Raw genomic sequence first — 11954 nt, 5'->3', positions numbered from 1 at the left:
TTCAATATCCGTACCGGGCCGCGTGCTCGGTGATCGTGACCGGCGCCGGCTGCACCGTGTCGTTCGGCGGCACCGGCGGGTTGGTCATCGTGTCGAGCCGGCTGCGGGTCCGGATCTTGTTGAAGATCCACACGTTCGTCAGGTGCACCACCCCGAGCACCAGCATCACGATGCCGAGCTTGACGCTCAGCTGCTCGAACACCCCGCTGGCGTCCAGCACCGCGCTCCCGCTGCGCAGGAACAGCGTCACGAACCCGAGGTTGATCAGGTAGAACCCGACCACCAGCAGCCGGTTCACCGCGTCGGCGAAGTCCTCGTTGCCGTGGAACACGTCGACCAGGAAGATCCGCCCGTTGCGGCTCAGCGTCCGCGCCACCCAGATTGTCAACGGCACCGCGATCGCCAGGTAGACCAGGTACGTCGTGACCGTCATGTCCATCTCGTCCCCACCTTCTTGAACACGTTCAAATCCTTGTCGACCTTGACCGTACGCCGCCTTTTTGAACATGTTCAAGTCAGGTCTCACGTGATCTGGGTCTCGGCTGCGGCAGGATGGCGCCATGAGCTGGGTCTTCGAGGGAACCGTCCTGCCCACCGGCGACACGGCGCGCCTGACGTTCGGCGGGGACTCGGGTCAGCGCCTCCCCGGGCGGTACGCCGTTCCGGGTCTGGTCGACGCGCACTGTCATCTGACGCTCGCCGCCGGGCCGAACGGGCCCGAGCCGCAGGGTGCCGCGTTCGCGAACGGCCGCCTCGCCGAACTGGCGAGCGCCGGTGTCAGCGCGGTCCGGGACGTCGGCGGTAACCGCGAGGTCACCCTGAAGCTCGCCCGCAGCACCGACGACAGCCGCCCACGGGTCCTCGCCGCCGGCCGCTTCCTCGCGCCGAACGGCTGCTACTTCCCGCAGGCGTACGAGCCGGTCGCCCCGGAGGATCTGCTCGCCGCGGTCGAGGCCGAGATCGCCGACGGCGCGACCTGGCTGAAGCTGGTCGGCGACTTCCCCGCGGTGGGTCCGGACGGTCCGGTCCGGGGCAGCAAGGTCAGCCCGACGTACGAGCTCGACGTGGTCGCCGCGATGGTCGAGCTCGCGCACTCGCGCGACGTCCGGGTCGCCGCGCACGTCAACACCGACCACGTCTCCGGCCTGATCCACGCCGGCATCGACTCGGTCGAGCACGGTACAGCGCTCACCGAGGAGGACCTGCGCGCGCTCGGCGCCCGCGGCGGCGCCTGGACGCCGACGCTCTGCGCCTCGGTCACGCCCGGCCGGAAGGAGACCCCCGAACAAGCGGCCCGGCGGGAGGCGAAATCGGAGTACCTCGCCTCGATCCTCCCGCTGGCCGAGCGGTACGGCGTCCGCGTGCTGACCGGATCGGACGTCGTCGGGACCGTCGCCCGCGAGATCGACCTGCTGGTGAATCACGGACTGTCCGTCGAGCAGGCGATCACGGCGGCGTCCGTCGGTGCTCAGGAGTTCCTCGGTCTGACCGGCGCCGGCAACCTCGTCACGTACGACGTAGATCCGCGCGCGGACCCCGCTGTCCTGGCGACGCCGGCGGCGGTGGTCCTGAACAACCGGAGGATCGCATGAAGGAGAGGGATCTGGACCGCTGGGTCGCGAAGTACCGGAAGGCGTGGGAGTCGAACGACCGCAAGGACATCGCCGCGCTCTGGACCACGGACGCCACCTGGTACCGGCGACCGGACGAGGACCCGGTGGTCGGCCAGGACGCGATCGTCGACGCCTGGCTGGAGATCCAGGACGCGCCGGGCGAGACGACGTTCGAGTACGAGGTGCTGGGGTTCGGTGACGGCGTGGGGTTCGTGCGCGGCTGGACGACGTACCTGACGAATCCGCCGAGCGAGTTCAGCAACCTCTGGGTGATCCGGCTGGACAAGGACCGCGCCTACGAGTTCACGGAATGGTGGATGGTGAAGCCGGGCTGAGATACGCTCCGGGGTAGGCGCTCAGGGTGCCGCCGGTCCGCGGGAAGGGCTCAGCCCACCTGATGGATCTTTGGTGTGTGGCACCGGTTCACCTCCTTTCTCGCCTGACGACGCGGACAGCAGGCTCGTAGAGAGGAGGTCGGCGATGCCGACCCGGAATCTTCCGAACGACCCGCACCTCGACCACCTGCGCAAGCAGGCCAAGACTCTGCTCAAGAGCGTCCACGCCGGAGATCGCGAAGCACTCGCACTGGCGGCCGAGTTCCATCCCCTGCAGACGCTGGCCGACGCACAGGTGGTGATAGCCCGCAGCTACGGCTTCCCGAGTTGGCCGCGGCTCGTGCGGCACCTCGAACTGGTCGACCGCTACAGCCGCTCGCCGCACCGGCAGGCGGTCGGCGGTCCGCTGGACACTCCCGAGCAGCGCGCCGACGAGTTCCTCCGGCTGGCGACCTTGCACTACGGGGAAGACGATCCGGCCCGGCAGCAGTCCGCCGCCGACCTGCTGCACCGCTTCCCGGAGATTGCCCAGAGCAACATTTATACGCAGGTCGTGGCCGGTGACCTCGACGGCATTCGCGCCAACCTCGCCCAGGCAAGCACCGAAGGCGGACCGTACCGCTGGGAACCGCTGCTCTACCTCACCTACAGCCGCCTCGACGCCCCGAACCAGATCGAGATCGCCAGCCTCCTGCTGGCGAACGGAGTCGATCCGAACGCCGGGTACCTCTGGCAGGGCCTGCCGTCACCGTTCACCGCGATCACCGGCGTCTTCGGCCGCGGCGAGGGCGACCAGCCACCGCACCGGCAACGGGTCGAGCTCGCCCGGCTCCTGCTCGACGCCGGCGCCGACCCGAACGACAGCCAGACCATGTACAACTGCGGTCCCGGCTGTCCCCCGCCGTACGACGACGTACATCTGGAGCTCCTGTTGGAGTACGGACTGGGCCGTGGCGACGGTGGGCCGTGGCACGAGCGAATGACGACCGCGCACCCCACGCCAACCCAGCTGCTCGAGGACGAACTCGTGTTCGCGTCGTACGCCGGTCTGCTGCATCGCGTCGAGCTGGTCCTTGCCCAGGGCGTCGATCCGGAAGGCCGCGGGACGGAGCATCCGGTGTACGGCGGACACCGCGCGTACGAACTCGCCGCCGTCCAGGGACACACCGAGATCGCCGAACTACTGCGAGCGCACGGCGCCGCACCGCTCGACGACGTCCACGAGATCTTCGCCGCGGCGTTCCGGGGCGAGACACCCGCCGTCAGCCCGGAACTCGCCGCCCGGGCCGTCGCCCGCAGCCCGTACCTGCCGATCCGGGCCGCCGAGATCGGCCGCACCGAGGCGATGGAGCCGCTCCGGAACCTCGGGTTCGACCTGAACCTGATGCGCGGTGCCGCGCCGATCCACCGGGCCGCGATCAACGGGCACCTGGACACGGTGCGGAAACTGCTCGAGCTCGGCGCGGACCCGGAGCTCCGCGATCCGTCGTACGGCGGGAACGCGCTGAGCTGGGCCGAGCACAACCATCAGGAGGCGGTGGCCAGCTTCCTCAGGGGCTGACGGCGAGGAACAGGAACGCGCTGAACACCGCGAGGTGGACGGCGCCCTGCAGCAACGTGGCCTTGCCGGTCGAGAGTGTGAAGATCCCGGTCACGACGGTCAGCGCGAACAGCACCATCTCCTTGCCGCCGAGGCCGAGGACGAGCGGCCCGGTGAGCCAGATCGAGGCGATGGCGATCGCGGGGATGGTCAGGCCGATACTCGCCAGGGCCGAGCCGAGCGCCAGGTTGACGCTGGTCTGGAGACGGTTCCGCAGTGCCGCGCGGACTGCGGCAATCGTCTCCGGCAGCAGCACCAGCAGCGCGATCACGACGCCGACCACGGGCAGTGGAAGACCGGCCGACTCCACGGCGTGCTCCAGGTTCGGCGAGACGGTCTTCGCGAGTCCGACCACCGACACCAGGCACACGAACAGCAGCCCGAGGCTGATCAGCGCGGTCGCCGTGCGCGGGGCGGCCGCGTGGTGCTCCTCGTCCTCGTCGACTTCACCGTTCGGGTCGACCGGGAGGAAGTAGTCACGGTGCCGGATCGTCTGGACGAAGACGAACACGCCGTACATGACCAGCGACGTGACTCCGGCGAACGCGAGTTGCGCCGTACTGAACTGCGGCCCCGCCGCGCTCGTCGTGAACGTCGGCAGTACCAGACTCAGCGTGACCAGCGCGGTCATCACCGAGAGCGCGGAGTACGACGCCTGCACCCGGAACCCCTGGACGCGGTGCCGCAGCGAGCCGACAACGAGAGACAGGCCGAGGATGCCGTTGCAGGTGATCATCACCGCCGCGAACACGGTGTCCCGGGCCAGCGTCGCCGCCTTGTCGCCACCACCGGACGCCATCAACGTCACGATCAGTGCGACCTCGATGACCGTCACCGCGAGCGCGAGGATCAGCGTGCCGAACGGTTCACCGACGCGGTGCGCGACGACCTCGGCGTGGTGGACGGCCGCGAACACCGCGGCGCCCAGACCGGCACAGACCAGGATCAGCAGCACTGTCCCGAGGTGCCGGTGCCAGGACAGCACGAGGTCCAGGAACGCGAGTGCGGGCACGACCAGGGTCCAGCGCGGCAGCCCTTGGAACACGGATCTGTTCATCCCCAGCAAGCCTATCGGCAATCCACTTGGCTTCCCGGGACCTACGGGTGATGCTTCTCCCACTATGACGCTCGAGATTCGTGACGCGACCGACGCCGACTGGCCGGCGATCTGGCCGTTCTACCGTGACATCGTCACCGCCCGGGAGACCTACACCTACGACCCGGACGTGACCGAGGAGGACGCGCGGGCCGGCTGGATGCGGCCGTCCAGCTCACCGTTGGCCCGGACCACGGTCGCGGTCGATGCCGACGGCACCGTTCTCGGCAGCGCGAACATGTACCCGAACCGCCCCGGTCCCGGCGCGCACGTGGCCAGCGCGAGCTTCATGGTCGACGCCAAGGCCCGCGGGAAGGGCGTCGGCCGCGCGCTCTGCGAGGACATGATCGACTGGGCCCGGCGGACGGGTTTCCGCTCGATCCAGTTCAACGCCGTGGTGGAGACCAACGAGCCCGCCGTACACCTCTGGCAGTCGCTCGGCTTCCGGATCGCCGGCACCGTGCCCGAGGCCTTCGACCACCCGCGGCTCGGGTACGTCGGACTGCACGTCATGTACCGTCCGTTGCCATGAGGGACAGTCGCGCGCGCCGGATGTGGAAGGCCCTCGAGCCGTTCCACGCGATCACCTACTTCGCACCGGAGACCCGCCAGACGACCGACGCGCTCGGCCTCAAAGGCGGCTGGATGAGCTACTTCGGCTGCCGCGCGGCACCCCTCGGCACGGCCGGCCCGGAGCTGGTCGCCGCCGTGTTCTACAACTTCCACCCGGCGATGGTCGCGCGCTCGCTCCCGGACGCCTGGAGCTACGCGACTCCGGCGCAGCTTCTCGACGCCCGACTGACCGCGGTCGACGACGCGGTACGTCGTCTGATGCGCGACGTAGCTCCGTCCCGAACCGTTGGGTTCGACCGGGCGGCTGAGCTCGGGCGGCGTGCCGCGGAACTCGCCCCGGTCGCCGGCCGGCCGCTGGCGGCGGCGAACTCGGCGTTGGAGTGGCCAACGGAACCGCATCTCGTGCTCTGGCAGGCGACGACGATCCTGCGCGAGTCACGGGGCGACGGACATGTCGCGGCGTTGGTCGCCGCCGGTCTCAGCCCGTGCCAGGCGTTGGTGACGCTCTCCGCGGCGGGCGGGCCGACGAAGGAGCTCTTCCAGCTCAACCGGCGGTGGAGCGACGAGGAGTGGGCGATCGCTTCCGACGATCTCCGCAGCCGTGGCCTGCTCGACGCCGATGGCACTCTGACCGCTGCGGGCCATGCGCTGCGGCAGCAGGTCGAGGACATGACGGACGCGCTCGCGGACCAGGGATGGCAGGCGCTGGGCGACGACCTGACCACCGAGTTGCACGATCTCGTCCGGCCGCTGAGCGCCGTACTGATGGCTGAAGGGTTGATCCCGCCAGACAACCCGATGGCTATGCGCTGGGACTGATGGGAGCCTGAGCACCGGTTCAGCCGAGAGCCCGAAGGACTGTCTCCGAGCCAGGTTTGCGAGCGCGCTCCGCGGTCTCCAGGAGCCGGCCAGAGCCTGACCGGCAGGCCATCCAGCACCGCGGCCGCACCGAACACCGGATATGACCTTCGACGTGGCGATGTACGCAACCATCGCGGAGCGACTGCGGTGGGACGATCTCGAACTCGGCCGGTTCCGCACTGATCGGCTGTCGGACGGTGCGTTGCGGTGTCTGCGGTACATGAGCGATGTCGAGACCCACACAGTCTGCTATCTACGCGATCTCCTCGTCACCCCGTCGCACACCGATCCCGAGGTCACCACGTTCCTCACCTTGTGGAACTACGAGGAGTACTGGCACGGCGAAGTACTCGACCAGGTACTCGAGGTCCACGACGTACCGACCGGTCCTGAGCACACCCGAGCGCTGCGCAAGCGGCTCGGATGGCAGGACCGGGTGTCACCGATCGTCCAGTCCGTACTGGCGAACCTGCTCGGGCCGGACTTCATCGCGACGCACATGGCATGGGGTGCGATCAACGAGTGGTGCACGCATGCCGGATACTCACGGTTCATCGCGGTCGAGCAGAACCCTCTGCTCACCGAGATCCTGCGCCGGATCGCCAAGCAGGAGACCCGGCACATCGCCTTCTACAACAGCCAGGCCCGTCACCGGCTCGAGCTGAGCCCCCGCGCGCAACGGATCACCCGGCTCGCACTCCAGCACCGATGGGGCATCGTCGGGTCGACAGTAATGCCGGACGACGACGTGCGGCATCTGCTCACCTATCTCTTCGGCGGCAGCCACGGACTGGCTGCGGCGCGCACACTCGACGCGAAGATCGACACGCTCCCCGGCCAGGCCGGTTTGCATCTCGTCGAACGCGAGCTGCAGAGGTACGGCGTGGTGTGAACAGCGGTGCGGGCCGGCCTCATCGGCCGGCCCGCACCCTTCATCTGGTGGTCACGCGTTCGCGCGACTGGTGTTGATCTCGCCGTTCACTCCGGCCGGGAAGAACCCGCCCTTGGTGGCCTTCTTCGGAGTCAGATAGACGACGTTGAGTACCTGATCGGCACCGCGGCTGAACGCGATGCCGTTCTGGTCCGACGGCACGATGTTGGTCTTGCCGTGGTACTTCGTGCCCTGGTCGAGATCCGTCTTGCCGTCCAGGGTGTCCCGGGCGTTCGAGATCGCCACCGAAGGCACCTCGAGACCGCGCGCAACCAACGTCGTACGGATGTTCGCCGCGTGGTAGGCCTCGACCGCGAGAATTCCGGCCGCGGCCTCCAGGTACGTCTTGTTCGACACCAGCGGCGCCGCGCCCTTGTACGCCGTCACGCCGACATCCTCGAACACGTAGGCGGCGAGCAGGAAGTTGTTCTCGTTCGCGTAGGCGTCGAACTTCTGCCCCGGCTTGATCAGACCGGCCGCCTGCGCCGCGGCCGTGAACGCGGCATCGATGTCGATCGCCGGCCGGGCCACCGCGGCAGCACCGAGCGCCTTGCGGAGGAACTTCACATGCGCGAGCTCGTCGGCCGCGATCTCCTCGGCATACGACTTCACCAGTTTCGATTCGAAGCGCACCTTGCGGCCACCGTGAACAGCGCCCGGCGTGCCCTTTCCGAGCACATCAACAGCCGGGAGACCGTAACCACGTACTGCGCGCAGGTAGAACTCCGCCTCCAGGTACTCCAGGTTCAGCGCGAAGTTCAGCACCGCGCCATCACTGAGCTTGGCACCGGACCCGTCACCGTCGAGATCGAGATCCAGGCCGACGCCGACACCGGTGTCGGCCGACGCCGGACTCAGGACGCCACCGGCGAGCAGGCCGCCGCCCGCCAAGCCTGCGCCGGCACCGACGACGCCGGCCGCACGCAAGAACTTGCGCCGGTCCACGTTGTTCTCGGCACTGCGATTGATCGCGTCGCGGATGAACAGTTTGTCGAACATGTTCCCTCTCAAGAAGAGATTCCGGCACGACCGTCCGGCCATGCCGGGTGCGGCGATGCCCCGGCCCGGGGAGGCGAGACGGGACATCACCCGTGGGACTCGGCCACGGCCGTGACGGCCGTGGAGCCATGGGGCTTCCCCCGGGGCAGAGCCCCGAGGGAAGCCTTATGACCGGCCGGACGCGCCGCGGCCGTCAGCTGAACCGCGGACTGCCTGGTAGTCCGGCCGGTCGATCAGTGGAACAGCCCGAGCAGGCTGTGCCCCCAGTGACCGGAGCCACTCCAGCGCGAGCTGACCTCGACGTACAGACCGATGACGATGTTCAGGCCCGAGTGGTAATCCATGAGAATCCTTCTTCCTGGGTTCTTTCCGGGGAACGAGTCGCCCGCCCGGGTCCGATCTGGCGGAATCCGGACCCGAAACCATGGAGTCGACGGCTCGCAGCAAAGGTTGCTCCCGTCATGGATTCGGAGGCCTCAGAACCGCAGATGTGGCCAACCCGCGAGTAACATTTCGGCGCCACGATCGGCTCTTCGAACGGACGCCGCGGCGGCGGTCAAGGACGGTACGTCGAACCCGGTGTACGGAGACCTGCTTCGGCGGCCCGTAGTACCGCGGCTGTGAGCGCGTCGAGGACCTCGGACCCGAGCTTCCAGTGCTGCCAGTACAACGGCACATCGATGTGCTTGCCGGGAGCAACTTCCACCAGGCGGCCGGCGGCGAGCTCGGGTCCGGCCACCTGGTCCTCGATCATTCCCCAGCCGAGACCGATCCGGACCGCTTCGTGGAACGGCGCGGACGCCGGGATCGCGTGCGCCGGCGGGTCCAGCTTCCGGCGGGTGATCTTGCGGATCAGGCGATGCTGCAGGACGTCCTTCTCGTTGAACAGCACCAGCGGCGCCTCGGCCAGCGCCTCCGGCAACGGCTTCCCGGCCAGCCACCGCTCGGCGTACTCCGGCGTCGCCAGCGGCAGGTACCGCATCTTCCCCAGCGGTACGACGCGACACCCCTGGACCGGTCGCGGATCAGCGGTCACCGCGGCGAGCACCGTCCCGTTCCGCAGGTACTCCGCCGAGTGCTCCTCGTCCTCCTGATGCACCAGGAACCGAGCGTTGTGGGTCTGGGACAGATCGAGCATCGCCGGCAGGAACCAGTTGTTCAGCGAGTCCGCGTTCACCGCGATCGGGATCCGCTGCGCGTCGATCGTGCCACGGACGGCGGCGATCGCGTCGAGCTCGAGCAGCGACACCTGACGGGCCAGCCGCAGCAACGCCTCGCCCGCCGCGGTCGCCCGCGCGGGCTTGCCGCGCATCACCACGACCTGCCCGAGCCGGCTCTCCAGCGCCTTGATCCGTTGACTGACCGCGGACGGCGTCACCCGCAGCCGCCGGGCGGCCGCGTCGAAGCTGCCTTCGTCGACGACGGCCACGAAGGTCTCGAGCTGCACGGAGTCGAACTGCATGATGAAGCAATTCTAATGCTGCTTCAGAATCTTTAGCTGGTCTGAAGGACGTCCGGTTCCTACCGTCGAAGACATGCCCGTACTCGCCGGATTCGCCACGTCGATGTCCCTGATCGTCGCGATCGGCGCCCAGAACGCGTTCGTTCTCCGCCAGGGGCTGCGCCGCGAACACGTCCTCTCCGTCGTCCTCACCTGCGCGCTCTCCGACGCCCTGCTGATCTCCAGCGGCATCCTCGGCCTGGGCGCCCTGATCACCCGCAGCGAACTCGCCCTGGACGTCGCCAAGCTCGGCGGTGCCGCGTTCCTCTACACGTACGCGTTCCTCGCCGCCAAGCGAGCGCTCCGCCCCGACCGCCGGATCACCCCCACCGACCACGCCCCGACCGCCCTGCGCAGCGTCGTCCTGACCTGCCTGGCCTTCACCTACCTCAACCCGCACGTCTACCTGGACACCGTCGTCCTGCTCGGATCCCTCGCCAACCAACGCGGCACCGACGGCCGCTGGCTCTACGGCCTCGGCGCCGTCACGGCCAGCTTCACGTGGTTCTCCGCCCTCGGCTTCTGCTCCGGCAAGCTGGCCCGCCTCTTCGCCCGCCCCCGAGCCTGGCAGTTCCTGGACGCCACCATCGCCACCCTGATGACCACTTTGGCCACCTGGATGCTCCTCCCCTGACAGCATCTACTCGACGCTCTGCATCCTGGTGTGCTTACTGCGTTGGCGGAAAGGTGAGTTTGTGGAAGTGACGGTGTTGTGTGATGCGGTGGCGGTGTTTCCCGAGGGGGTTGGGGACGCCTTGCCTGGGTGGGGTGCTGAGCAGGCTGCGTGGACTGCGCGGGTGATGCCGGGGAACGTTCGTGGTGACGGGTGGCTGCTGCATTTTCACAGTTATCTGGTGACGTCGGAGGCCGGCGTGGTGCTCGTGGATGCGGGCGTTGGGCCGGCTGGTGGGGAGGCTGCGGAGTGGCTGGGGGTCGCGGGGCGGTTGCCGCGGTTGTTGAGTCAGGTGGGTGTGGCGGCGGCCGAGGTGGATGCGGTGGTGTTGACGCATGTCCATCTGGACCATGTGGGGTGGGTGTCCGACGGTGTACGACCGGCGTTTCCGCGGGCGGAGTACGTCGTACAGCACGCTGAGCTGGAGCATGTTCGCGGCGGTACGACGTACTCGCACCGGATCCGGCCGATCGAAGAGGCCGGGCAGTTACGGGTGGTCGAGGGTGAGGCGACGCTGCACGGGATGCGGTTGGTGCCGACGCCCGGGCACACGCCTGGCCATCAGGCGGTAGTGACCGAGCGGGCCGTCCTGAGTGGAGATGTGTTGGTGCATCCGGCGCAGGCCCGCTGGCCCGAGTTGACCTACGTGTACGAGCGGGAGCCGGCGGTCGCGGTCACCTCGCGACGCGACGTGCTGGCGACGGCCGCCGCGCTGGGCGTCCCCATCGCGGCAGCGCATCCGCACGTCCCCCTGGCAGCGGACGCCACCGCCTTCACGACCGAAGGCTTGCCGTCGACAGATGTCTGCGTCCCCTACAAGATCTAGCGGTAGCCCGTGGTGTCAGCGGGCTTGCCGGCGCTTTCGACCTCGGCGATGTATCGCCACGCGTCCGGCCGGCTGCCGTCGAGGTCGGTGAATCCGTAGATCTGCGCGAGTTCCCCACTCGACGTCGACTTGCCGTGCCACCGCCGTACGTCGGGATCTGCCGCGAGCGCCGCCACCGCACGGCCGACGTACGACGGGCTCTCGGAGATCGCGAAGTGCGGGACCTGCTCGGTCGCGTCCCGCCAGTTCTCCTCGCGGACCCCGAAACCCTCGAGCATCGCCTCGGACCGCAACCACCCCGGCGTCAGCAGTACGGCGGTCGCGTCGTACTGCTCCAGCTCGTGCGCCAGCGCGAACGCGACCCGCCCGACCGCGCCCTTCGCGACGTCGTAGAAGAACGAGACCCGGTAGGTGTCCGCGTTGTACTCGGCCGTTCCGTCGGTCATCTCGATCACCAGACCACCCGGCGTCTTCAGCAGCAGCGGCAGCGCGTGGTGCGCGGTGATGATGTGCGTGTTCACGCCCAGCTGCAGCAACCGCAGACCGCTGTCGAGGTCGCTCTCCCACACGGTCTTGCCCCACTCGGGCTCGCCGTGCTGCCCCCAGATGTCGTTCACCAGGATGTGCAGCGCGCCCTGCTCCCGCTCGATGCGCGCGACCAGCTCACGCACCTGCTCCGAATCCAGATGATCCACGGGTACGGCGATCCCGCGACCGCCCGCCTTGTCCACCAGCTCGGCCGTGTCCTCGATCGTCTCGGGCCGATCCATCTCGGACCGCCGGGCCCGCGTACTCCGCCCGGTCACGTACACGGTCGCGCCGGCCGCGCCGAGCTCGACCGCGATCCCCCGGCCGGCCGCCCGGGTCGCCCCAGCGACCAGCGCCACCTTTCCCGCCAACCGTTGCATCCGTCCTCCTGATTCATACGTTGTATGATTATGTACCA

Annotated in this window: 13 protein-coding genes; 8 read left to right on the top strand and 5 right to left on the bottom strand. The window is 68.6% G+C overall.

What is annotated here, in order from left to right:
- Position 1 precedes the first annotated feature (1 nt).
- Positions 2 to 439, bottom strand: coding sequence for a hypothetical protein (locus ACFYRH_RS06305; protein WP_387768983.1), 438 nt, complete (start codon positions 437 to 439; stop codon positions 2 to 4).
- Between the two features lie 121 nt (positions 440 to 560).
- On the opposite strand from ACFYRH_RS06305, the gene ACFYRH_RS06300 reads away from it, so the two are divergent.
- The 3 genes from ACFYRH_RS06300 (at position 561) to ACFYRH_RS06290 (ending at position 3509) form a co-directional block, all read left to right on the top strand.
- Positions 561 to 1592 carry an amidohydrolase family protein gene (locus tag ACFYRH_RS06300; protein WP_387768980.1) on the top strand — a complete coding sequence of 344 codons (1032 nt, stop codon included), beginning with the start codon at positions 561 to 563 and terminating at the stop codon, positions 1590 to 1592.
- Entirely contained in the window at positions 1589 to 1948 is a 360-nt protein-coding gene (locus tag ACFYRH_RS06295) for a YybH family protein (protein WP_387768977.1), read from the top strand. Before ACFYRH_RS06300 ends, ACFYRH_RS06295 begins: the two co-directional genes overlap by 4 nt.
- Positions 1949 to 2093: 145 nt before the next feature.
- Entirely contained in the window at positions 2094 to 3509 is a 1416-nt protein-coding gene (locus ACFYRH_RS06290) for an ankyrin repeat domain-containing protein (RefSeq protein ID WP_387768973.1), read from the top strand.
- Here ACFYRH_RS06290 and ACFYRH_RS06285 read toward each other — a convergent pair.
- Positions 3499 to 4605, bottom strand: coding sequence for a calcium:proton antiporter (locus tag ACFYRH_RS06285; RefSeq protein WP_387768970.1), 1107 nt, complete (start codon positions 4603 to 4605; stop codon positions 3499 to 3501). The genes ACFYRH_RS06290 and ACFYRH_RS06285 overlap by 11 nt on opposite strands.
- A 64-nt stretch (positions 4606 to 4669) precedes the next feature.
- Between ACFYRH_RS06285 and ACFYRH_RS06280 the strand changes: the two genes are divergently transcribed.
- The 3 genes from ACFYRH_RS06280 (at position 4670) to ACFYRH_RS06270 (ending at position 6970) form a co-directional block, all read left to right on the top strand.
- Positions 4670 to 5176, top strand: coding sequence for a GNAT family N-acetyltransferase (locus ACFYRH_RS06280; RefSeq protein WP_387768967.1), 507 nt, complete (start codon positions 4670 to 4672; stop codon positions 5174 to 5176).
- Entirely contained in the window at positions 5173 to 6036 is an 864-nt protein-coding gene (locus ACFYRH_RS06275; protein WP_387768964.1) for a hypothetical protein, read from the top strand. The genes ACFYRH_RS06280 and ACFYRH_RS06275 overlap by 4 nt, the downstream gene beginning before the upstream one ends.
- A gap of 142 nt (positions 6037 to 6178) precedes the next feature.
- On the top strand, positions 6179 to 6970 hold the full coding sequence (locus ACFYRH_RS06270; protein ID WP_387768961.1) for a ferritin-like domain-containing protein: 792 nt from the start codon (positions 6179 to 6181) through the stop codon (positions 6968 to 6970).
- A gap of 51 nt (positions 6971 to 7021) precedes the next feature.
- On the opposite strand, the gene ACFYRH_RS06265 is transcribed toward ACFYRH_RS06270, so the two are convergent.
- Entirely contained in the window at positions 7022 to 8008 is a 987-nt protein-coding gene (locus ACFYRH_RS06265) for a ferritin-like domain-containing protein (protein WP_387768958.1), read from the bottom strand.
- A gap of 556 nt (positions 8009 to 8564) precedes the next feature.
- Positions 8565 to 9470 carry a LysR family transcriptional regulator ArgP gene (locus ACFYRH_RS06260; RefSeq protein ID WP_387768955.1) on the bottom strand — a complete coding sequence of 302 codons (906 nt, stop codon included), beginning with the start codon at positions 9468 to 9470 and terminating at the stop codon, positions 8565 to 8567.
- Between the two features lie 73 nt (positions 9471 to 9543).
- Here ACFYRH_RS06260 and ACFYRH_RS06255 point away from each other — a divergent pair, with 73 nt between their 5' ends.
- Positions 9544 to 10143: a LysE/ArgO family amino acid transporter gene (locus tag ACFYRH_RS06255; protein ID WP_387768952.1), complete on the top strand. Its 600-nt coding sequence runs from the start codon at positions 9544 to 9546 to the stop codon at positions 10141 to 10143.
- Positions 10144 to 10363: 220 nt separating this feature from the next.
- Positions 10364 to 11008, top strand: coding sequence for an MBL fold metallo-hydrolase (locus ACFYRH_RS06250; protein WP_387768949.1), 645 nt, complete (start codon positions 10364 to 10366; stop codon positions 11006 to 11008).
- On the opposite strand, the gene ACFYRH_RS06245 is transcribed toward ACFYRH_RS06250, so the two are convergent.
- A complete protein-coding gene (locus ACFYRH_RS06245) occupies positions 11005 to 11916 on the bottom strand; it encodes an SDR family oxidoreductase (RefSeq protein WP_387768946.1) in 912 nt (303 codons plus the stop codon). The two genes, ACFYRH_RS06250 and ACFYRH_RS06245, sit on opposite strands and share 4 nt — an antisense overlap.
- Positions 11917 to 11954 lie beyond the last annotated feature (38 nt).

Source organism: Kribbella sp. NPDC004875, from assembly GCF_042873375.1.
GTDB lineage: Bacteria > Actinomycetota > Actinomycetes > Propionibacteriales > Kribbellaceae > Kribbella.
Note: the sequence above shows the minus strand (reverse complement) of the source record. Positions and strands in the feature narration are given on the sequence as shown.

Coding starts and splice junctions, on each gene's coding strand:
- ACFYRH_RS06305 (WP_387768983.1), bottom strand. CDS start 439: ATGGACATGACGGTCACGACGTACCTGGTCTACCTGGCGATCGCGGTG.
- ACFYRH_RS06300 (WP_387768980.1), top strand. CDS start 561: ATGAGCTGGGTCTTCGAGGGAACCGTCCTGCCCACCGGCGACACGGCG.
- ACFYRH_RS06295 (WP_387768977.1), top strand. CDS start 1,589: ATGAAGGAGAGGGATCTGGACCGCTGGGTCGCGAAGTACCGGAAGGCG.
- ACFYRH_RS06290 (WP_387768973.1), top strand. CDS start 2,094: ATGCCGACCCGGAATCTTCCGAACGACCCGCACCTCGACCACCTGCGC.
- ACFYRH_RS06285 (WP_387768970.1), bottom strand. CDS start 4,605: ATGAACAGATCCGTGTTCCAAGGGCTGCCGCGCTGGACCCTGGTCGTG.
- ACFYRH_RS06280 (WP_387768967.1), top strand. CDS start 4,670: ATGACGCTCGAGATTCGTGACGCGACCGACGCCGACTGGCCGGCGATC.
- ACFYRH_RS06275 (WP_387768964.1), top strand. CDS start 5,173: ATGAGGGACAGTCGCGCGCGCCGGATGTGGAAGGCCCTCGAGCCGTTC.
- ACFYRH_RS06270 (WP_387768961.1), top strand. CDS start 6,179: ATGACCTTCGACGTGGCGATGTACGCAACCATCGCGGAGCGACTGCGG.
- ACFYRH_RS06265 (WP_387768958.1), bottom strand. CDS start 8,008: ATGTTCGACAAACTGTTCATCCGCGACGCGATCAATCGCAGTGCCGAG.
- ACFYRH_RS06260 (WP_387768955.1), bottom strand. CDS start 9,470: ATGCAGTTCGACTCCGTGCAGCTCGAGACCTTCGTGGCCGTCGTCGAC.
- ACFYRH_RS06255 (WP_387768952.1), top strand. CDS start 9,544: ATGCCCGTACTCGCCGGATTCGCCACGTCGATGTCCCTGATCGTCGCG.
- ACFYRH_RS06245 (WP_387768946.1), bottom strand. CDS start 11,916: ATGCAACGGTTGGCGGGAAAGGTGGCGCTGGTCGCTGGGGCGACCCGG.